Genomic DNA, 21,585 nt, shown 5'->3' on the forward strand with positions numbered 1-21,585 from the left:
AACTAAATAAAATAGAAAAGTCATCTTATTCATATTATCTAACAACTATGACATAAAATTATTTTCTTATTATATACATAGGATACATAAAAGAGTCCATCAATATGACTAAGGCATATCTTAATGCAGGATGGGAAATCTAAATTGAGAAAAAATAAAACTTTGTCTTGAATACATTAGTTAGTATTATCTTACCCAACTACAATCATGCTGCCTTTTTGCAGGAACGGTTGGACAGCATCTATAACCAGAGCTATAGAAATTTTGAGGTGCTAATTTTGGACGATGCCTCTACCGATACAAGTCTGGAGCTGCTCACCGTGTACAAAGACCACCCCAAGACAGCTCATTTTATACTGAACAAGAAAAACACAGGCTCCCCCTTTAAACAATGGGAAAAGGGATTGCAACTGGCACAGGGAGACTATGTCTGGATTGCAGAAAGTGATGATGCCTGCGCGCTCAATTTCTTAGAGACCCAAATAGCACATCTAGAACAAGCTAGTGTTGCCGTTGCCCAAACAAAAACATTTAATACTACGGGTGTGCAAAAGGAAATACCGCATCCCGTGTTTATGGAACATACTGAAACAATACTCACCAATGACTCCTTATTGTATTGCCCCATCCTTAATGTTAGTGCCACGGTTTTTAAAGCACTTCCTAAAGAAGATGTCGAGGGCTTTACATTTACCGAATACAGTTTAATAGGGGACCGGGTTTTTTATTATGAGGCCTTCCAGGGAAAGCGTATTGTAAAGAATGAACACACCACCAGTTATTTTAGGCAAGAGGGGACCGGGGTGTCCAATCTGGCACAAAAGGGGATACACTATCTTTCAAACTACTTTAGGCAACACGTATCCTTTATAAACTATGTTTCAGATACTGAAACGCTCGATTCAGCTGTAAGAAAAGCCTATATAGATCGTTTTTTTGCAAGGGTGCGTGATAGATTGTCCAGAAATCAAAAGATGTCCTTTACGTATGCTAAAATACTATGGCTTTATTATAGGAGTCGCTAAAAGGGTTACCAATCCTCTTCAGTATAAAAGTGGGGCCAAATAGGCTGAGTGCCTTCTTTAATGCGTTCTATCTCTTCTGGCTCTAAACGGGTTTTCCAAGTTGAGATATTTTGTTTTGAATCCCTTTGCCGTTCCTTGGGTCCCTTGCCCGTAGTGGTTTCAATTATTTTAGCGTGCATTTTGTTCGAATATTCAATATCCAGGAAATCGCAAAGCTTTTTAAACTCAACAACCGGTTGGGTGGAAAGATCCTCATGTCTCAAAAAGTACCAACCCGGTAAGTTCTCAGATCCACGCTTTAGCACGTAATGGTTCAGGATGTTCCATAGCACTATTCCTTGGGCTACAATATCTTTTTTAGTTGTGGCGAATTCTTCGATCTCAGAAGCAAAAGAGGAAAGTTCCCGTTCCATCAAAAGGGGTTGTGATTGGAAATTAGTAAAATCGAATTGCCAATCCTTTACCTTCAAACTTGCTATAAAAGCTGCTGGGTGACGAACCAATACCACAACCTTACTATCCATCTTTTCCTGGAACCATGGTGCCGAAAAAAGCAATAGCGGATCTTTAAAAAGGGTACGGTGTGTAACACGGTTTTTTATGTCGCCCAAGGCGTAATAATAACCCTTTAAGGAATTTGCTTTTGTCAAGGAAGTAAAGAGGTGCTTGGGTTGTAGGGAGGTGAACTTTTTAAGGTAGTTGTGTACTTGGTCTTGTTCGTGGGCAGGGGAATGGACCGACACATATTTGTACCATTGCGTGAAGGGTTGTTTGTATCTAGATATGGCAACATTAAACGGTTCTTGTACATAACGTAGCTCTGTGGCCGTGGCCAAGACTTTCCCCGTCCAAGTAGTACCAGACCTATGCGCTCCTGTAATGAGAATATTATTGTGCTCCACCTGTATGGAATAATTTAAGGCAAGGTACTATAGTTTTTTATAAAACAAGCTGAAAATATATAGCCAGCCCCAATTTTTTTTCCACCTTTGTATAAACGATGGTAGTACCACTATGAGAGTAGCATTAGTTCTTACCGTAAAGAATGAAGAACGGTTGTTGAGGCAAAATTTATTGTACCACCGGGCACTAGGGGCCGAACATATTTTCGTGTATTTTGATGGTACTACCGATGGGGGAAAAGCCGCTATTTCAGATTTGGATTTTGTGACCCTCCAAGATTCGGTTTCTCCAGAAAAATACGAGCACTTAACCTATCTGGAAAAATTCACTTCCCAAGCAGATGAGCATCATACGGCACGCCAATGCCTGAACACTTTTGATGCGCAGCAAGAATGTAAAGCAATGGGTATAAGCTGGTTGGTTTCACTGGATGCAGACGAACTGGTTTGTCCAAATACTACAGAGATTATTGGTTTGCCCCAGTTTTTTGATACTATTCCCCCCCAAGTGGAGATTGTTTATTTGCAAACCCGCGAATTCTTGCAGCATAAGATCTCTATACACAATGTTTTTTCCGAAGGGACACTCTTTAAGACAACTCCTACGTATCGTAGCAGGTTCAAAAATATCACCAAGCAACTTGATAACCCTTTTACGGGACAACAGCAAAAATTTCCCTATTGGTATGGGCAAACTATGGGAAAGGGAGCCATACGCATTGGAAAGGATGTTATTCCCCACAACGTGCACCGTTACAAAAAAGTGGATGGTTTACAAGTAACATCGGTTAAGGCTGGGCTGGTATTACATTATCACGCTTATGATGCGGCAGACTTTATCAAGAAATTCACAAATTTTTCTGAACATCCAGATACCTTTTTAAGCGGGAACAGTGTAGAAAGCATAAAACTGTTGTTGCGTGATGTGGTGAACAAAAGCGGTAAGACCGAAACCGAACTAAAAACATACTTTGAAAATAATCTTATGTTCTCCCGAACAGAGGTTACGGCACTATTGAAGAATAAGTATTTGTGGCTTTTATCCAGAGATCCAGCTCCCTTGGAAGAAATCACCTCCGTGCAACAAGTCTTTCAACAAAAAATAAAGGCCCATTGAAACCACGGTTGCACATAGCGATTTTTGACGGTAGTTTTAAGACCACTTCCTTTATCAACAGGCTTATTGGGGGACTTTCTGAAAAGCATGAAATCTCGGTTTTAGGGTTCAATGAGGACATACAGCAAAAAATACCGAGGGTTCAATACATTGCCTTGGGAAGTAGTGCCAATACAATGAGATTGCTTTGGCTAAGTTTGGGATACGCTTTTAAAGTACTTTTCCAGCGAGGCGATTTCAATAGGTTTTTATCATATATGCGTTTGCTTTTCGGTCTTAAAAAGCGAGAGCTCCAGCAGTATAATCTAGATACGGCCCTACGGCTGTTACAGCCTGATATTTTTCACGTGCAATGGCCATCGTTACTGCCGTGGTGTGAATCGGTTTTAAGAGATAAAAGAATCAAAGTGGTTTTGAGTCAGCGAGGCTATCAAAATAATATCCGTCCCTTTGTGGATGCTGAAAACTTTGCCTACCTCCAAAACATATATCCCAAGATAGATGGGTTCCATTCCGTTTCAAAGGCGATGGTGGCAGTAAGCAACAAAATGTACGATAGTCCTAACAAAATAGATAGGGTAATCTACTCCGGGTTCGATTTTGAAGCACTTCCTTTTATGGAAAATTATAACAAAAATATGCCATTGCGGCTCCTTTCGGTTGGTAGGCCCCACTGGGTGAAGGGATATTCGTATGTGTTGGAAGCGTGTTCTGTTTTAAAGCAAAAAGGAATTCAGTTTACATATACTATTATTGGAGGGCAAGGAAATGAAGAGCTACAATACAGGATAAATAGTTTAGCATTAAATACTGAAATACTATTGACCGGTAAAATCTCCCAAGAAAAAGTATATGGAACTATGGTTTCCAGCGATGTATTGGTGTTTCCTTCCATAAAAGAAGGACTTCCCAACGTAGTCGTTGAAGCCATGGCAACAGGCCTCCCCGTTATTGCGACAGATTGCGGTGGGGTATCAGAATTGATTGAGGAAACTACCGGTAGTTTGGTTCCTACCCGGGATGCCGCTGCCATTGCCGAGGCCGTGGTAGCTTTCGCTGAAAAACCCTTGGAAGTCATTAACGAACAACGAAAAAACGCCCGAAACAAAGTGATGGCCCAGCACGGTGCTGAAAAGATGGTTGCAGCTATGGAAGCATTGTATGATGAGGTGCTTAGTAAGGATTGAATCCCCCTTAGACCTGCCTCCCTTGTCATCGACGAGCGACGCTAGAAGCGAGAGAATGGCACAAGGAGGGGAGGTACAATGTTACATTGATTTCTAAATTCAACTTGGGCTGTAGCACCCCTAAGGTCCCCCCCTCAAGGGGGCAATCATTCGGCTGCGCTCACTACTTTCAGTCAAAACATATTTTAACTTTAAATAATCCTCAAGGGCACAATTGGATAATTCCCCCTCGATTTGCCTCCGACGAATGAGGCACGAGTGAGAGGAAGGCATAAGAAGGGGGGTGTTTTCCACCATCTAAAATTACTATATTTAACCCAACCAAATCAACAGCAACCTTGCCCACCATAAAAACTCCTATCATACCCACTAAACCTAGTTATGTGAAGGTGCGTGCACCTCACGAGTTTCATTGGGAGGCTATTTGCGTATTTGTTGCCACAGGTTTTTTTCTGGATACCGACACCTATTTTAAAGACTTAATGGTGCTGCCGCCAGCTTCTATAAATGAAATAGATGAGGAAGGTTTCTTTGTGAAGAGTACGCCTTGGTTCCATTGGCACAAGACTAGTAGAGCTCTTGCTTTTGAAGATGCCTTAGAAGAATTCACCCAGCTTTTTGAAACCATCATCGACGAGCAAGTGGGGGATAAAAAAGTGATACTCCCACTTTCCGGTGGGTTGGACAGCCGCACACAGGCAACGGCATTACACCATTTGGGAAAAGACGTGAATGCATACAGTTACGATTTTAAAGGTGGTTATCCCGAAACTGCCATTGGCAAACAAATTGCAAAAACCTGCGACCTCACTTTTACCGAACACCATATAGAAAAGGGATATCTATGGGATTGCATAGAACAATTGGCCGCCATAAACCAATGCTATAGCGAGTTTACCCACCCACGGCAAATGGCAATTTTTGATGAATATGAGAAGATGGGTGATATATTTTCTCTAGGACATTGGGGCGATGTACTGTTCGATACACCTACCTCCAAACAGCTTACCGAAGCAGAGGAGCTGGAATACCTGCTAAAAAAAATAATTAAAAAAGGCGGGATGGAACTGGCCAACGCCCTGTGGGAGCAATGGAACCTCCCCGATACCTTTGAGGCATACCTGCGTCAAAGGGTATCAAAACTGCTCCAAAAAATCGATATTCAGGATACGGGCGCAAAAATCAGGGCCTTTAAATCATTGTACTGGGCACCGCGCTGGACCAACACCAACCTATCGGTATTTGAGGAACAACACCCCATAACGTTGCCGTATTTTGATGATAGGATGTGCCAGTTTATCTGCACGGTTCCCGAAAAACACCTTGAGGATCGAATGCTTCAAATTGCGTACATAAAAAAACGAAACCCAAAATTGGCGAAAATCACCTGGGAGCAACACAAACCCTATAATCTGTATACCTTTCAGCAGAATACGTCGCCTAAGAATATACCCTACCGTGCGGTTCAAAAATTGAAGCGGGAAACCAAAAAGGCTTTGGGGAAGCCTTACGTACAGCGCAATTGGGAATTGCAGTTCGTAGGGATGGAAAATGACGAAAAGCTACAGCAATATCTTTTTTCTGAAAATATGCACCCTTTTATTTCAAAACCTTTGTTGGCTAGATTTTATAACAATTTTAAAAATATAGATCCCGTACACTATTCGCATCCTTTGAGTATGTTGCTTACCTTGTCACTTAAAATGAAATTATTAAAATAATATGGGTTTTTTGGATAATTATAGAAAGTATAAAAAGTTTTTTCGAGAGGGAAAGCGTATTGTGAACGACCCCTTTTTTACCCAAGCACAAATAGCAACACGCAAAGAGTTGAAAAAGGAACCATCACGAACAGAAATCATCAATTTCTTTATCAAAACCTTATCGGGTACCAAATATCTTGAGATCGGTGTTCGCAATCCAGACCACAACTTCAACAAAATAGCTTGTGAAAATAAATACTCGGTAGACCCGGGATTGGAATTTAAAGAGAACCCAGCTACCTTCAAGATGACCTCAGATGTCTTTTTTGGAAAATTGAGGAGTGAAACCCTCACTATCCCCTCGAACATCCAATTTGATGTAATTTTTATAGATGGTTTACATACAGCAGATCAAGTTGAAAAGGATCTACAAAATAGCCTACAATATCTTTCAAAAGATGGCGTGATAATCCTTCACGATTGTAACCCGCCTACCGAATTCCACCAGCGCGAATGTTTCAACTTTAAAAATTCACCCGCCAAACACAACTGGAACGGAACTACCTGGAAAGCGTATTACAAATTTAGGCATGAACCTTCCTTGTACAGTGCCTGTTTCGATACCGATTGGGGAGTAGCTGTACTCTCCAGAAAACAATTTCCGGCTTTCAATGCTTTAGAAAAAATAGAGAACCGCTATTTTGGGTACGATATTTTGCAAAACAACAGAACACGGCATTTGAATTTGCTCGATTTTAATGTTTGGAAAAATAAGTTGTAGTATGGTAACCATTCTCTACACCATCCCCAATTTTAAAACTGCTGGTAGCCAGTATGTGCTGTTGGAGCTGTACAAACGTATAGACCGAAGCAAATTTAAACCATACGTGCTGGTAGAGAAGTTTCCGGATATTTTTCCAGATGAAATTCCTTCTGAAGAGCGACTGCATATAACGGAAGCAGTGGGCCAGCGATCGTACATCGGTCAGTTGGCTACACTGTTGAAAGAAAAAAAAATAGATTTGGTGCATTCCTGGGATTACAAGAGCAACAGCATTGAAGCACTGGCCAGCCGGAAAGCCGGTGTAAAATACCTATATACAAAAAAGAACAATGCGTGGTCCAAACGCTGGTTTGCGAAGAGTTTTTTGTCTTCCCATGTGGTGTACAACAACCCAGAGATGCAGGAACGCTTTTTCTCACATTTTTTACTGAAACACAAAACCTCTTTTATTCCCCACGGAGTTGATACTGAAATTTTTAAACCTTTGGAGTCAACAAAAAGCACTGAAAACTTCGTGATAGGTTGCATAGGCGTACTAGGGGAGAACAAAAACCAACTATTGCTACTGAAGGCTTTGCTGGAACTACCTGAAACGGTTTGCGTACATTTTTACGGAAAGGGCAACGAAGCATATAAAGTAACATTGGACTCCTTTATAAAGAAACATAACTTAGAAAATCGGGTTGCTTGTAAAGGCTATATTGCCAACCAGGATATCCCAAAAGCTATGGCAACATTTGATGTTCTGGTATTGCCCAGTAAGAACGAAGGATTGCCCCTCTCAATTATGGAGGCTATGGCGTGTGGGGTAGCGGTGCTTTCCTCCAATTCGGGTGGTGGGGCACAGTTTTTACTGAAAGATGAAGCTGGGGGCTATATTTTTGAAGACAGAGCGTCTTTGATTTCACAATTGCTTCAGTTGTATAAAAATCCCACATTGAGAACACAATTGGGTAAAAAAGGAAGAGCAAGGATCATCTCCAGTTTCAGTATTGAAAAAGAAGTGGATGCCTATAAACAATTGTATCTTTCCATGCTGAAAAGAGAGTTCTAATTTTATATTTAATACAAAGTTTAAATCTAAATTTTCTGAACGTATGTTTTTTTGGTCAGCCTAGCATTTTTGCTTAGCTCACAGATTAATATTTTATTGGAGTTCGTGAATCTCCTGCGTCGATTTCCCTTTCTTGCTCCCTGCGAAAGAGGTATGACAAAGAGGAAAGCAACAGTAAAAAAAGAGAAGCGTAATTATTTTAATCTGTATGATATGATTTCAGAAAAAGCTTTTAAAAGATAATATGTCAAAATTTAACAAACATATCATCATTGTAGGATCTGCCAGGAGCGGGACAAGCTGGCTGGCCGAAACCATTGCCAAACAATACCGCTACCGTAGCCTTTTTGAGCCTGAACACGAGTACAATACCCCAAACGGACATTTGCTCTGTGATAGATGGGTCACCCAAAAAGAAGGTTTTAAAAAAGGATATACATACTTAAAAAAGGTATTTGCCAACCGTGTGGATAACGATTGGATCGCCCAGAACAGTAACCGAAAATGGAAACGCCACCTCTGGCCATTTATACCCAAAAAGTATGTTATCAAATTTGTACGGTGCAATCTTGCGGCGCCCTATATGCAAGAGGAGTTTGGAATTCCTGTGGTCCATATCGTTAGAAACCCTTATGATGTGCTCCACTCACAACAACGCGTAAAATTTCCGTGGTTGTACGATTTAAGTAGGTTTGCAAACGATGCAGCACTTGTGGAATTGCTTCGTGAAGAATTCCAATTTCAGTTTAAAGAAGAAAGTAAGTATGCACCTTTAGAAAAGTTGGCGATACGTTGGTGTATTGAAAACGTAGTACCCATTACCTCGCAAAAAGCCGAAAGTAAAAATTACCGACTCATTAGGCACGAGGACCTTAGAAACAACATAGGTGTTTTCCTGCAACTGTGTTCCGATTTTAACCTGGAACCACTTGCAAACGTTGCGACCGAGTACACCAAACCTTCTTCCAAAACCCACCCCAAGAGTACGATAATAACGCCTGAAACACACGCAAAACAATTCAGTAATGACGAACTCCAGCAAATCAATGCTATTTTAGATACCTTTGGAGCTCACTTTTACCCAAGACAACATCCTTAGGCATGCGCATAGGTATTGTACTCTCACAACCCCCGGGCTATTCAGAGACCTTTTTCACAAGCAAGATAAAGGGGTTGCAGGAACACGGGATTACAGTACACTTGTTTGTACAAAAACAGCCTACTGCCTTTACCCTGTGCAAGGTGGTTACAGCACCAAGCGTACTTGCCGTTGCACCGTTACAACTATTGAAGATGCTCTGGGTTTTTATTGGGCTGTTGCCTCATCTTGGGAGTGTGAAGAAGTTTGTGCAACTGGAACGGTCCCACGGAACCCCTTGGGGGAGACTCTTCAAGAAAATTTATTTGAACTCACATATACTGAAGGCAAAACTGGATTGGTTGCATTTTGGCTTTGCCACCCAAGCATTGGGCAGCGAGCTTGTTGCAAAAGCCATCGGGGCAAAGATGGCGGTGAGTTTCCGGGGTTTCGATTTGAATGTATACCCTGTTAAACACCCAGGTTGTTATGATGTGCTGTGGAAACAACTAGACAAAGTACATAGTATCTCTACGTATTTGTATGAGAAAGCCATCGATTTAGGACTCGCTGTAACAATTCCGCATCAAATCATTACTCCGGCAGTGGCTATGGATTTGTTACCTAGCATTTCAGAAACAAACAATAAAACGTTACAGATTGCCACCATTGCCCGCCTTAACTGGATCAAGGGGTTGGATACAGCCATAGCTGCACTGGCCAGGTTGAAGAAGCAAGGGTTTAAGTTTCAATATCACCTTATTGGTGCGGGAAGTATTATGGATACGGAGCGGTACACCTATCACGCCTACGAGGAAAACTTGACAGATGAAGTTGTTTTCCACGGCAAATTAAACCATTCAAAAACATTGGAACTATTGGAAAGAACCGATGTTTATGTACAGCCCAGTATAAATGAAGGATTCTGCAATGCTGTTTTGGAAGCTCAGGCTTTAGGGAAATTAGTGATTGCCAGTAATGTGGGCGGATTGCCGGAAAATGTTATTGATGGTAAAACGGGATGGTTGTTTCCTGTTGAAAATACCGCAGCTTTGGCCAACACCATTCAAAGAGTAGTGCAACTTTCTGCGGAAGAAAAAGAAAAGGTTTCCACCCAAGCAACACAGCGGGTGGCGAAGCATTTCACTATTGCACAGCAACAACAACAATTTGTTTCATTTTATACGGAAGCACAATGATTCAAATTTTTGTCCCATTAACGGTACATCCCAAACGGAGGCATATCTTTCCGTTGTTAAAACCCTTCGAGAAAGGGGAGGGGTACAATGATACCACCCGAATGGAACAGTATGGTATTTCAGAAAAGGACATAAAATTTGTGGATACAATTGAAATAGCAGATTATGTTGTACTGCCCATGTCCTGGAATTTTTACAGTTCTGAAAAAAGACTCACGGAAGCTCAAAAAGCGGTCGAAGGTGCTGCTATGAGAGGAAAAAAGGTGCTTTCGTTTATGACGGGCGATTTTGGGGTTAACATTAAGGAATACCCCAACCTAGTGGTGTTTAGGCACAGTGGGGAACGCGCTAAACTTTCAGCAAACCATAAGGGCTATCCTGCTTTTATAAAAGATCCACTACAGGCACAGTTCAACACAGACCAAATTACAGTGAGACCCTACACACCACAACCCGTGGTAGGCTTTTGTGGGCAGGCCAATGCTTCCTTGTTCAATGCCGCTAAGGAATACTTTAGGACACTGGGTAGAAATGTACAATCGAAATCAGGTTTCAGCAGGGCACCATCGCAACAGCTATTGTCCACATCGTACCTACGGGCTTCGGTTTTAAAAACTCTTGAAGAGGCCCAAGGGGTAACTTCTAACTTCATCTACCGAAACAAATACAGGGCAGGTGCCGCCAATGATCTAGAACGCAAAAAAACCACCCAGGAGTTTTACGAGAATCTGCAACAGAGCGATTATGTGGTTTGCGTACGAGGGGCGGGAAATTTTTCGGTTCGATTTTACGAAGCGCTGGCTATGGGAAGAATCCCTATTTTTATAGACACAGATTGTGTGTTGCCATTGGCCGAAGAAATCGACTGGAAACAACACGTGGTTTGGGTGCCGTATGGTGAAAGAGACAGAGTTGCCGAGAAGGTACTGGATTTTCACAATTATTTGAGTGCAGCCCAATTTGAAGCACTACAATTACAGAACAGGAAGCTTTGGTTGGATACGTTACGAATAGGAGGTTTCTTTAAAACAGTTTTAGGTGAATAAGTTGAGAGCATACATATACAACATAATCCCAAAGAAGTATAGAAACAGCTTGGGCAAATCTAAGGTGTTGAAGCCGCTGCGCGATGTGTTTTTTAGGACCAAAAGTGGGTTTAGGGAGTTACAGGTCCCTGTTGAAAAGTGCTATGGAAAGTATGAAGTATCGTTTCAATTTGTTAGTTCCATTCAAATAGCGACCAAAGCCAAAAAAAAAGGCATAGAAACAAGGTTGCTCAATAATTCTATTCGAATCCTACAGCAGTCAAGACCAAGATTGGCAAATGATTATATAATCGCAGATGTAGGTGCCAATTTTGGTTATTTGAGCCTGGTTTGGTCCCAAACCGTTTGTAACCAAGGAAAGGTGTATGCTTTTGAGCCACACCCCAACTTATTTGCAGCGATACAGAAGTCCATTGCCGTAAACAAGCTTGAAAATAGTATTACGCCCACAAACGTAGCTGTGGGAAAACAAAAGGGTAGTATAGCGATCTCGCTGGCGAGCACAACTTCCAACACCAAAGAGGGCGAGGTGGGCGAAGCGCAATTAAAATCGAAGGCTACCATCCAAATGATTACCATAGACGAATATTTCATGGATTTTGAACGATTGGATTTTATAAAGATAGATGTAGATGGTATTGAGCTGGACATCCTACAAGGAGCAGAAGAAATACTTGCTAGATTAAAGCCCATCGTTGTAGTGGAAACCAATGGGAATACCGATTTACTAGAATTTTTCAATCAAAGAAATTATACCATACTCAATATGGAACTAAATACTTTTGATATGCAAAAAGAATTACCCCTAAATATATTTTGTGTCCCTAACTAAATTTAAACAGTGCTTTTTAACTCACTAGATTTTGCCATTTTCCTGCCTATAGTCTTTATACTGTACTGGTTTGTATTTGGTAAGAACCTAAGGGCCCAGAATATACTGTTGGTCCTTGCGAGTTATCTGTTCTACGGATGGTGGGATTGGCGTTTTTTATTTTTGATACTCTTTAGCACTGTTGTGGATTATGGCGTGGGGCTGGCATTGCAAAGAGAACAACGGCAAGCACGGCGAAAACTGTTTTTACTTGTTAGCATTGTCGTGAATATTGGCCTGTTGGGCTTTTTCAAATATTATAATTTCTTCCTGGATAGTTTTGTAGATGCCTTTTCACTCTTTGGCAGTAGCTTTACAGTAAACAGGTTGCATGTAATCCTACCCGTGGGTATTTCGTTCTACACCTTCCAGACATTGAGTTACACCATAGATGTGTACCGAAGAAAAATGCAACCCACAAGGGACTTTGTCGCTTTTACCGCTTTCGTATCGTTTTTCCCACAGTTGGTGGCAGGGCCTATAGAGCGTGCTACAAACCTATTACCGCAGTTTTTCAAAAAAAGAACGTTTCATAGGGATCAAGCTGTGATTGGAATAAAACAGATTGTTTGGGGACTGTTCAAAAAGTTGGTCATTGCCGATAATTGCGCACAGTATGCCAACGAGATCTTCAATAATTATGAGTCGTACAGTAGTTTGACCCTTGTCTTGGGAGTGGTTTACTTTACCTTTCAGGTGTACGGCGATTTTTCGGGGTATAGCGATATAGCAATTGGTACAGCACGTTTGTTCAATTTTAGGTTGAGCGTTAACTTTAGATATCCCTTCTTTTCACGAAGTATGGCCGAGTTTTGGCGCCGGTGGCATATAACCTTGATGTCGTGGTTTCGAGATTATGTGTACATTCCGCTAGGAGGGAGCAGACACGGTAAATTGCTTCAAGCTAGAAACGTATTGATCGTGTTTGTGCTCTGTGGTTTGTGGCACGGTGCTTCATGGAATTTTGTGGTGTGGGGGCTGTTGTACGGGTTCTTTTTTATGCCCTCCATTTTCAGAACCGTTAACATTCATTCCTTTAAGAATGTGACCCCCAGATCACTCCCCAGTCTACGGGCCTTTTTCGAGATGTCTCTAGTGTTTGCTGGGATTGCCTTTGGGCTTGTGTTCTTTAGAACCCCAACCCTGGCCGATGCGTTCGCCTATCTGGGAAAAATAGCAGAATTTTCGGTGTACCAAGGTATGTTGGGGATTTATAGATATGCTTTTGAAATGTTGCCCTTATTGTTATTGCTATTATGGTGGGAGTGGTACAACCGCAACAAGGAGTTCCCGCTGTTTTCAGCCAAGCCTGAATACTTGAGAACGGGATTGGTTATCCTGTTCATTGTGTGCCTGGGCAATTTTGAGGAACTAAAACAATTCTTTTATTTCAAATTTTAATGAAGCCGTTTGTAAAATACATAGTAATCCTTTTGGCAATCACCCTTTCGGGTATGCTCGTACTGGATTTGTTTTATACTGTTGTGTTCAATACAGGGGCTTACAGGAACAAATTAATGTGGGTGCGTGATTTAGAAAATAGGCCCCAATTAGATTATATTATTTTGGGTTCTTCACGAGCCAATTACACTCTAAAACCAAACCTGATTGAAGCACAAACCGGAAAGGAAGGATACAATCTGGGAATGAATTCCTGCAATATAATTGAAACGCAGGCACTGCTAGAAGAATTTTTGCAACATGGCGATACCAAAGCGGTGTATGTGCAGGTAGACAGCCAATACCGCCAGGATTTTCCAGATCCCATAGGTGAAGTAGTGTGGATGCCCTACATCAATGAAGCTGGGGTATATGAACATTTTGAGGATTTTGGGAGCAAGTATAAGGCCTATCGATATATTCCCTTTTACCGTTACCAGAAATTTGGTGGCAGGCTAGGACTTCGGGAAGTGTTCTCTTCACTGTTTGGTACTGGTTACAATTACAACAGTACCAAAGGATATATGCCCCGTTACGGTGTTTTGGAAGGGGAAAAAGACTTTATCCCAGATGTACCCCTGGTCGCGGAAAACTTGTATTACACAAACTTGGTACGTTATTGCAAAGAGCGCGATATTGAGCTTTACTTTTTTACGGCTCCCTATTATAAATTTGAAGGCGATATTGAAAAATTGGATACGTTTTTGCCCAATTACACAAACTTTTCAGATAGCCTAAAGCAGCCCAGCTATTTTAGCGACCAGATACACCTGAACACAAAAGGTGCTAAACGTTTTACTGAAATTTTTATGGAAACTTATTTTTCAGAAACACCGTAAAGAGTACCTTCGTATATGCCATTTAGATTTCTACTATACTTACAGCCCGTGCGATATTTTTCTGTTCCCAGAGCGAATGGAAATTATATCTATCCTAAGGCCGAGAGCATACCTGAAAACATTTTAGAAAAGCTCGCAACTTCTTCAAAATATACTTCAAAGCTGGCTACGGAATATGATCTTTCCTGGCAGGCTATCCATATAGGTTTTGTTAAAGGGGCAACATTTTACAACACTTTTGAAAAGCTGCCCATTAAAGATGAGTACGTTTTTTTAAGATCCTATTTTCGCCCCATTTGGTCCTTGTATGTGTTACTTATTAGGTTAGTAAGTTTTAAAAATCCCTTTGCTGAGATAGGCGCATTCTTTTATGCTCAGGATGTTAAAAAGCAACAACTAACGAACAATGCAATCGAGCGTGGAGCTTTTGAAAATTTTGAAAGTAAACTTGTTGGCAACAATCCCTTGGTTTCGGTAATCATCCCAACGTTGAACAGGTATGAGTATTTAAAAGATGTGCTGAAAGATTTAGAGAAACAAACCTACACACATTTTGAGGTGATCGTGGTAGATCAATCCGACGACTTTTCTGAAGGTTTCTACGCACCATTCAATCTAAAAATCAATCTTGTTTACCAGGAAGAAAAAGCATTATGGCTGGCAAGAAATACAGCCATAGAAGTTTCAAAAGGGGAGTTCCTTTTGTTTTTTGATGACGATAGTAGGGTGGAAACAAATTGGATTTTCCAACATTTAAAATGTTTGGATTATTTCAATGCCGAAGGTTCCTCTGGGGTATCGCTCTCTACGGTAGGGGCTAAGGTTCCAGAAAATTATTCATTTTTTAGGATCGCGGACCAGTTGGATACGGGTAATGTATTATTGAAAAAGGATGTCTTCAGAAAAATAGGTCTGTACGATCGCCAATTTGAAAAACAACGTATGGGCGATGGTGAATTTGGTATGCGGATGTACAAACATGGATTTACCAATATAAGTAACCCCAGAGCCTCGAGGCTGCATTTAAAAGTAGGTACAGGTGGTTTGCGGCACATGGGAAGTTGGGATGCCTTTAGGACCCAAAAATTGTTTGCCCCAAGGCCTATCCCCAGTGTGCTGTATTTTTATAGACGCTATTTCGGGAAAAAGAGAAGTTGGTTCGCTTTATTGAAAACCATCCCACCCTCCATTGTCCCATACCGATTCAAGAAAAGCCGTAAGCTCAAACTTTTGGGTATCTTTGTCTCTATATTTTTGTTGCCAATAATTGGTGTACAAGTACTTATTTCTTGGCGTAAGGCCACACAAAAGCTAAAGCAAGGACCTCAAATACGTGCGCTCAACTAAATTATTATTCATCACCTCAGAGTTTCCCCCACAGCCAGGTGGTATTGGGAACCATGCCCATAATGTAGCCAAATATTTAAATGCCCATAATTTTGAGGTTACCATACTCACGGACACCCGTTCCAAAACCGGTGAGGTGGAAAAGGTTTTTGATGCATTCCAACCGTATGCAGTTCATAGAACCCGTAGGAAGTCGCCTATTTTTTTAACCTACTTAACACGACTGCAAAATTCTTTTAAGGTGCTGAAAAAGAATGATCTGGTATTGGTCTCTGGAAAATTTCCACTTTGGTTAGGTGGGCTGTTGAGCCTGTTTACCAGCAAGGGAATCTTTGCGGTAGTACACGGCTCCGAGCTGGGAACAGAGAATACATTTACACATTGGTGTTTGGGAAGGTTTGAAAAGATTATTGCGGTTTCAAATTATACCATGTCACTTCTTCCAGTACCTCTGCAAAAAAAATGTACTGTGATACCCAATGGTTTTGAAATTGATGCCGATGCTGTAGAAGAAAAAGATATCCCTAGTGCTTTGCGATTAATAACCGTAGGTAATGTTTCTGAGCGCAAGGGCCAGCAAAATGTTATCAAGGCATTACCGCAATTACTGAAAAAATTCCATGAGTGTATTTATAATATTGTAGGAATATCTACCGAAAAGGAAAAATTGATCCAATTGGCCAAGGATCTCAACGTTTCTGAAGCTATTGTGTTTCACGGGAAGGTTTCCGAAGAAAAAAAAATCGATCTTTTGAGGCAATCGACCGTTTTTGTTATGTTGAGCCAGCCCACAAAAGCTGGAGCCGTAGAGGGTTTTGGAATTGCTATTTTAGAAGCAAATGCCTTGGGTGTCCCAGCAATAGGTTCCATAAATTGTGGTATTGAAGATGCTATAGCTCATAACGTTTCGGGAAGGTTGGTCGACCCTAAAAATCCCGGGGAGATTACAGAAGCAGTCACAGAAATACTGCTCAATTACAGTGCATACTCAAAAAACGCGGTTGCTTGGTCCAAAAATTTTACTTGGGATACCGTCATTAAAAAGTATCTTACCGTTTTAACAGGATGAAACTAGCCATTATATCACATACCAAACATTTCCTTGATAAAGATGGAACCCTGGTGGGTTGGGGACCTACCATTAGCGAATTGAACCATTTGGCGCCACATTTTGAAAAGATATACCACATTGCGGCCCTTCATGACGAGACCCCGCCACCAAGTTCCTTGCCATACGAACATAATAATATTGAATTTGTGGCTTTGCCTCCTACGGGCGGAGCTTCAGTATTCAAAAAACTGGGAATCGTAAAAAATATCCCAAGGACAATTTCGATGGTTCGAAAAGTATTTAAAAAGGTAGATGCATTTCAGCTAAGAACCCCAACGGGAATAGGGGTATATTTAATTCCGTATCTCACTAAATTCAGTAATAAAAGAGGTTGGTACAAATATGCGGGCAATTGGAACCAAAACAATGCACCATTGGGGTATCGACTCCAAAAAAAGATGCTCATAAAACAGCCCCGAAAAGTGACCATTAACGGTTCTTGGCCAGATCAACCCCAGCACTGTTATACGTTCGAAAACCCTTGCCTTACACTGGAAGAACGTAAAGAAGGGGTTACGGTTATTTCAAATAAAAACTATACAGCACCGTTTGCATTCTGTTTCGTGGGTAGGTTGGACGACGCCAAAGGGGTACAGCGAATTATTGATGCCTTTTCAGGAATTGATATACAAGCTGTTGCACATATCCATTTTATTGGAGACGGAGTTAAATTAGCATCGTATAAATTGCAATGCGAACAGCACAATATTCCAGCAACGTTCCATGGTTTTTTATCACGTAACAAGGTTTTCGACATCTATAGGGAGAGCCAATTTTTGTTATTGCCCAGTACGGCTTCGGAAGGTTTCCCAAAGGTAATTGCAGAGGGGATGAACTTTGGGTGTGTACCTATAGTTTCCAATGTTTCGAGTATAGGGCAATACATTAATCCAAAAAATGGTTTTGTGCTAGAAGAAACTTCTACAGAAGTACTGCAAAAATTACTTGAAGAGGCGATGCTGCAAACCCATGAGGAGCTTAAAAAGAAAGCGAAAGAAGGTTATGTTACTGCAGCTAAGTTTACATTTGCACACTACAACCAGCGAATCCTTAAGGATATTTTAGAAATTAATACCAAATAACTCTATCTCGGTACAAACCAAAATAGCAAACCATCCCTTGTTCTTCGTGTTTTTCCACGTAGGGGTAGGGCTTTTGGCAACTATCTTTAAGCCTGCCATGATCGTTTATTTCCTGGTTGTGGTGGCCTATTTTCTATATCGAATCTTTGTGCTCCCTAATAAACAGCGGGAGGTCTTGATAGCCGCTTCCTATATGGTTGGGGCAGAGGTGTTCTTTAGGATGACCAAAGCGTATTTCCTATATGAAACAGGGAAATATATGGTAATAGTGTACATTTTGATAGGGATGCTCTATCAAGGCTTCAAACGGAGTTCGCTCACCTACTTTATATACTTTTTACTTTTGCTGCCCGGGGTTTACATTGCTTTCTTGAACACTGAGTTTAACGATAGGTTTAGACAGGATATTCTCTTTAATCTAAGTGGGCCGCTATGTTTAACCATAGCTGCTATGTACTGTTTTGGCCGAACCGTAACCTTAAAAGAATTGTTTACGTTCCTCAATTTTTTGGTGTATCCTATTATATCTATGACACTCTATATCTATTTCTACAATATCGATATACGCGACGTAGTGACCGGAACGGCATCTACTTCTGCTACCTCGGGTGGTTATGGTCCCAATCAGGTGGCAACTATCCTAGGTCTGGGTGTTTTTATATTGTACAGCCGGTTTTTAATTCCCTACAAAAATAAACTCGTGCATTTGGTCATGATGTTTTTATTATTGGCTTTTGCGCATAGGGCCATTATTACATTCTCTAGAGGAGGGGTATATGTGTCTGCAGCAATGATTGCGGTTTTCACAGGGGTGTTTTATTTAGTGGCCTCCATTAGAAAGAAGTTTGTGTTGACATATAGGGTTATAGCTGTTGTGGGAGCTTGCCTTGCTATTTGGACTTTTTCGGTATTACAAACTGATGGCCTTATAGCAAATAGATATGCCAATAAGGATGCATTGGGAAGGGAAAAAGAAGATGTTACTACAGGAAGGGCAAGATTGATAAATGCCGATTTTCAAGCATTTGCCGAAAATCCAGTATTTGGGATTGGAGTGGGAAGATCAAAGCACTTTTATGAAGAGCGTTTGAATATAGAAATTCCCAGTCACAATGAGGTGTCCAGATTGTTTTCGGAGCATGGTGCGTTGGGCATCTTGGCGTTACTCATTTTACTTTGTGCCCCTATATTTTCAAAAACTCAAGGCAGAAAGAACATTTATTTTCTTCCTTTTATCATATTTTGGATTTTGACCATTGCCCATTCTTCCATGCGTATTGCAGCACCAGCATTTATTTATGGTCTATCTTTACTGAATATAGAATACAATGAAAAGAAACCTACTGTACATAGGCAACAAGCTATCGAAGAAGGGTAGTACCGTTACTTCTATTGAGACGTTGGGAAATTTTTTGAAAGCCGAAGGTTTTCAGGTCACAACAGCTTCTTCAAAAAAGAATAAAGGAGTTAGATTGCTGGATATGCTTTGGAGTGTTGTAAAACACAATAAGAAAAATACAGTAGTATTGATAGATACTTACAGTACCCAAAATTTCTACTATGCTGTTATGGTTGCAAGACTATGCAGATGCTATAAATTACCATACATTCCCATCCTTAGAGGAGGTAACCTTCCATCCAGGCTTCAAAAAAGCCCGAAAAAAAGCAAAGCACTCTTTCATGGAGCGCAGGTAAACGTAGCTCCCTCACATTATTTATTGGAAGCGTTTAAAAGTGAAGCATATACCAACCTGGTCCACATACCCAATACTATTGAGATAGCCAACTACCCTTTTAAACCCAGAAAAAAAGTACAGCCCAGATTACTCTGGGTACGCTCCTTTGCTCAGCTGTACAACCCTTTGCTAGCACTGGATGTGCTCTCAAACTTGCTGAAAAAAGGGTACGATGCTACATTGACTATGGTGGGCCCACCTAAGGACGAAAGCTTTCAGCAATGCAAAAAGAGAGCTGAAGAAGAAAACCTACCGGTAACCTTTACAGGCATGCTCTCAAAGCAACAATGGATTGCTTTGGCTGCTTCACAAGACATTTTTATCAATACTACCAATTTCGATAATACCCCTGTGAGTGTCATAGAGGCTATGGCTTTAGGGCTTCCGGTTGTCTCTACCAATGTGGGTGGGTTGCCCTACTTGATTGAAGATACAAAGGACGGTTTTTTAGTGCCCCCAAATTCGACCGAAAAATTTACCGCTGCTGTTGAAACAGTGCTAAAAAACCCAAAAAAATCACAAGAAATTGCACTTGCGGCACGCCACAAAGTAGAGCAATTCGATTGGCAGATTGTCAAACATCAATGGATTTCGCTTTTGTCGCAATAAATAAATCCCTACTTTTAAGGCACCAAATCAACCATCCTCCTCATGTCGCAGAAATCGAATATCCATTTTGATATTTCTGAACGCAAAGTGCTATTGCGTTTATTGGATATAAGCTCTGTGCTGGGTTTACTGTATGTTGTGGGGCTTATTTTTCATTTCGATTATTTTAGGATAGATGCTACACGCTGGGTATGGTCCATAGTGCTTGCGCTGTATTTGAGCATTTTCGCTACTATTTTTGAGCTTTATAACTTACAAAAAGCAGCAAAGTTTGAGGTAGTGGTGCAAAACATCATTCTCACTTCTTCTGTAACTGTGCTCTTTTACTTATTAACACCATTTTACACACCAGAACTTCCTGGAAACCGGTTACAAATAATCTATTTTTTCCTTTCAATAAACATAGCATTATTTGTGTGGAGATATGCATATATTGTCCTTATATCTGCTCCCAGATTTTTTAAGAAAGTACTGCTCATTACAGATTCGGATTCGGTATTGCCTATTTTGGAGGCGCTTCAAAAGTCAGATCCCAACTACAAGATACTAGGTTTTGTAAATATTGATAAAAAACAAAAACCTGAAGGACTCCCAGAGGAGCTCTTGCTATTTTCTACCGAGGATATTGCTGCCATTGTAAATGAACAGTCTATTTCTGAAATTGTTGTAGCTACCCCACAATCGCAACCCATGACACTGGATGTGAATACACAGTTGGTCTCCTTACTTGAGAGCGGTGTTCCCATACGGGAATACACCCAAGTATACGAAGAGATTACGCACCGTATCCCCGTACAGTATGTAGAACAGGACTTTTACCGTTATTTCCCCTTTAGCCGAAGCAATCAAAACAAATTATACCTTTTCTTCCACCGTGTGCTGGATTTGCTCTTTTCGGTCATTGGGTTGTTGTTTGGATTGGCTATTTTCCCCTTTATCCTATTAGGAAATATTGTAGGTAACCGTGGTCCTGTATTTTATACCCAAACCCGAGTTGGTAAGAATGGTAAACATTTCAATATTTACAAACTGCGTAGTATGGTGGTAAATGCCGAGGCCGCTGGTGCTCAATTTGCGTCCAAAAAGGATACTCGGGTGACAAAATTTGGTCGTTTTCTACGTCGCTCCCGTTTTGATGAGATCCCACAGTTCATCAATGTAATAAAAGGGGATATGAGTGTAATAGGTCCGCGTCCAGAACGTCCTGTCTTTGTAAAGGAACTTTCCAAAAAAATACCTTTTTACGAGGTGCGACACCTTGTAAAACCCGGTGTTACGGGATGGGCGCAGGTAAACGCCAAGTACGGGATGACACAGGAAGATGCACTGGAGAAATTGCAATACGATTTGTACTACATAAAAAGGCGGAGTCTCTTCTTGGATATTAGTATTGTGATTAAGACATTGAGCACGATTATCTTTTTTAGAGGGCAATAGCAATCTACGATTTACGAA

At 40.9% G+C, this 21,585-nt stretch carries 19 protein-coding genes; 18 read left to right on the top strand and 1 reads right to left on the bottom strand.

Annotated features, from left to right (window positions below; genetic code table 11):
- Positions 1–167 precede the first annotated feature (167 nt).
- Complete coding sequence (locus tag C8D94_RS12145) at positions 168–1,025, top strand: glycosyltransferase family 2 protein (RefSeq protein WP_115124227.1); 858 nt, start codon at positions 168–170, stop codon at positions 1,023–1,025.
- A gap of 5 nt (positions 1,026–1,030) precedes the next feature.
- Here C8D94_RS12145 and C8D94_RS12150 read toward each other — a convergent pair whose 3' ends face one another.
- Positions 1,031–1,927: a sulfotransferase domain-containing protein gene (locus C8D94_RS12150; protein WP_170134772.1), complete on the bottom strand. Its 897-nt coding sequence runs from the start codon at positions 1,925–1,927 to the stop codon at positions 1,031–1,033.
- A 112-nt stretch (positions 1,928–2,039) separates the two neighbouring features.
- Between C8D94_RS12150 and C8D94_RS12155 the strand changes: the two genes are divergently transcribed.
- The 17 genes from C8D94_RS12155 to C8D94_RS12235 all read left to right on the top strand — a co-directional run bounded on the left by C8D94_RS12155 (position 2,040) and on the right by C8D94_RS12235 (position 21,567).
- A complete protein-coding gene (locus tag C8D94_RS12155; protein WP_115124229.1) occupies positions 2,040–3,044 on the top strand; it encodes a glycosyltransferase family 2 protein in 1,005 nt (334 codons plus the stop codon).
- Positions 3,041–4,231: a glycosyltransferase family 4 protein gene (locus C8D94_RS12160; protein ID WP_115124230.1), complete on the top strand. Its 1,191-nt coding sequence runs from the start codon at positions 3,041–3,043 to the stop codon at positions 4,229–4,231. The genes C8D94_RS12155 and C8D94_RS12160 overlap by 4 nt, the downstream gene beginning before the upstream one ends.
- Positions 4,232–4,569: 338 nt before the next feature.
- Positions 4,570–5,952, top strand: a complete 1,383-nt coding sequence (locus C8D94_RS12165; RefSeq protein ID WP_115124231.1) for an asparagine synthase-related protein — start codon at positions 4,570–4,572, stop codon at positions 5,950–5,952.
- 1 nt (position 5,953) lies between these two features.
- Positions 5,954–6,715, top strand: coding sequence for a class I SAM-dependent methyltransferase (locus C8D94_RS12170; RefSeq protein WP_115124232.1), 762 nt, complete (start codon positions 5,954–5,956; stop codon positions 6,713–6,715).
- Position 6,716: 1 nt separating this feature from the next.
- Positions 6,717–7,772 (top strand): glycosyltransferase family 4 protein, encoded by a 1,056-nt coding sequence (locus C8D94_RS12175; protein ID WP_170134773.1) that lies wholly within the window; start codon positions 6,717–6,719, stop codon positions 7,770–7,772.
- A gap of 244 nt (positions 7,773–8,016) precedes the next feature.
- A complete protein-coding gene (locus C8D94_RS12180) occupies positions 8,017–8,871 on the top strand; it encodes a sulfotransferase family protein (protein WP_211308919.1) in 855 nt (284 codons plus the stop codon).
- 2 nt (positions 8,872–8,873) lie between these two features.
- Complete coding sequence (locus C8D94_RS12185; protein WP_115124234.1) at positions 8,874–10,049, top strand: glycosyltransferase family 4 protein; 1,176 nt, start codon at positions 8,874–8,876, stop codon at positions 10,047–10,049.
- Entirely contained in the window at positions 10,046–11,095 is a 1,050-nt protein-coding gene (locus C8D94_RS12190; protein ID WP_115124235.1) for an exostosin domain-containing protein, read from the top strand. Before C8D94_RS12185 ends, C8D94_RS12190 begins: the two co-directional genes overlap by 4 nt.
- The gene (locus C8D94_RS12195; RefSeq protein ID WP_115124236.1) at positions 11,088–11,927 is read left to right on the top strand and encodes an FkbM family methyltransferase; all 840 of its coding nucleotides are present in this window, start codon (positions 11,088–11,090) and stop codon (positions 11,925–11,927) included. The genes C8D94_RS12190 and C8D94_RS12195 overlap by 8 nt, the downstream gene beginning before the upstream one ends.
- A 9-nt stretch (positions 11,928–11,936) precedes the next feature.
- Positions 11,937–13,367, top strand: a complete 1,431-nt coding sequence (locus tag C8D94_RS12200) for an MBOAT family O-acyltransferase (RefSeq protein ID WP_115124237.1) — start codon at positions 11,937–11,939, stop codon at positions 13,365–13,367.
- On the top strand, positions 13,367–14,245 hold the full coding sequence (locus tag C8D94_RS12205) for a hypothetical protein (RefSeq protein ID WP_115124238.1): 879 nt from the start codon (positions 13,367–13,369) through the stop codon (positions 14,243–14,245). Before C8D94_RS12200 ends, C8D94_RS12205 begins: the two co-directional genes overlap by 1 nt.
- Before the next feature lie 15 nt (positions 14,246–14,260).
- Positions 14,261–15,592 carry a glycosyltransferase family 2 protein gene (locus C8D94_RS12210; RefSeq protein WP_115124239.1) on the top strand — a complete coding sequence of 444 codons (1,332 nt, stop codon included), beginning with the start codon at positions 14,261–14,263 and terminating at the stop codon, positions 15,590–15,592.
- On the top strand, positions 15,579–16,661 hold the full coding sequence (locus C8D94_RS12215) for a glycosyltransferase family 4 protein (protein ID WP_115124240.1): 1,083 nt from the start codon (positions 15,579–15,581) through the stop codon (positions 16,659–16,661). The genes C8D94_RS12210 and C8D94_RS12215 overlap by 14 nt, the downstream gene beginning before the upstream one ends.
- Positions 16,658–17,785, top strand: a complete 1,128-nt coding sequence (locus tag C8D94_RS12220) for a glycosyltransferase (RefSeq protein ID WP_115124241.1) — start codon at positions 16,658–16,660, stop codon at positions 17,783–17,785. Before C8D94_RS12215 ends, C8D94_RS12220 begins: the two co-directional genes overlap by 4 nt.
- A gap of 46 nt (positions 17,786–17,831) precedes the next feature.
- The gene (locus C8D94_RS12225) at positions 17,832–19,163 is read left to right on the top strand and encodes an O-antigen ligase family protein (protein WP_147278550.1); all 1,332 of its coding nucleotides are present in this window, start codon (positions 17,832–17,834) and stop codon (positions 19,161–19,163) included.
- On the top strand, positions 19,114–20,130 hold the full coding sequence (locus C8D94_RS12230; protein ID WP_115124243.1) for a glycosyltransferase family 4 protein: 1,017 nt from the start codon (positions 19,114–19,116) through the stop codon (positions 20,128–20,130). Before C8D94_RS12225 ends, C8D94_RS12230 begins: the two co-directional genes overlap by 50 nt.
- Positions 20,131–20,172: 42 nt before the next feature.
- The gene (locus C8D94_RS12235) at positions 20,173–21,567 is read left to right on the top strand and encodes a sugar transferase (RefSeq protein ID WP_115124244.1); all 1,395 of its coding nucleotides are present in this window, start codon (positions 20,173–20,175) and stop codon (positions 21,565–21,567) included.
- Positions 21,568–21,585: the final 18 nt, after the last annotated feature.

The organism is Marinirhabdus gelatinilytica (assembly GCF_003353425.1).
Classification (GTDB): Bacteria; Bacteroidota; Bacteroidia; order Flavobacteriales; family Flavobacteriaceae; genus Marinirhabdus; species Marinirhabdus gelatinilytica.